Here is a 642-nt window from a genome sequence, read left to right on the forward strand (position 1 = left end):
TCGTTATATCGCGCGATGGGTCTTATGCGCCCGACGGGGTCGAGATGGCCCGCACGATCGAGGAGGCCATCAACCTCGCGAGGCGCGACGAAGAAGTCTGGGTCATCGGCGGCGGTCAGGTTTACCAGGAACTTCTTCCTTATTGCTCGTCTGCGGTCGTGACGAAGAACCACTGCACGCGCGACGCGGACACGTTCTTCCCCGATCTCGACGCAGATCCTGATTGGGCCGTCGAGAAGGTCGAGAAGGGCGGCGTCACCAAAGCCGGTATTCCCTTCGACTTCGTCACTTACACGAGGCGCTAACCCTGGGCGTTCGCGTCGGAGATGGCGTTGGACAGCCCGGATACGACGTTTGACCCGCCGTAGAGAGCGTTGAAAAATGCATCATTGCCGTCGGTATCAACCTTCCAAGAACCGTCGTCAGCCTTGGAGAGCGAGAGAACGACGTCGGTGGAAACCACGTCGTCAGAATCAAGGCGCTGGTACAGGAAATCAAAGAGCTTGCCGAGGAGCGCCACGCGGCCGTTGTCCGCGTAGGCGCTCTGAGCATCTTCGGTCTGGGAGTAGTTTGAATAGTCCGCCGCTGCGTTTGATGCGGCGGCAGCGAGGCTCACGTTCGTGATCGTGACCGGGACCGTGG

Annotated in this window: 2 protein-coding genes; one reads left to right on the top strand and one right to left on the bottom strand. The window is 60.1% G+C overall.

Going from position 1 to position 642, the window contains the following annotated elements; all coding sequences use genetic code 11:
• The coding region (locus ACT84W_RS05265; RefSeq protein ID WP_444328448.1) for a dihydrofolate reductase at positions 1 to 305 on the top strand (305 nt) is incomplete at its 5' end.
• Here ACT84W_RS05265 and ACT84W_RS05270 read toward each other — a convergent pair.
• Positions 302 to 642: hypothetical protein (locus ACT84W_RS05270; protein WP_444328449.1), on the bottom strand; the 341-nt coding region annotated here is incomplete at its 5' end. The two genes, ACT84W_RS05265 and ACT84W_RS05270, sit on opposite strands and share 4 nt — an antisense overlap.

The sequence above is a fragment of the Paratractidigestivibacter sp. genome (assembly GCF_052362415.1).
Taxonomy (GTDB): domain Bacteria; phylum Actinomycetota; class Coriobacteriia; order Coriobacteriales; family Atopobiaceae; genus Paratractidigestivibacter.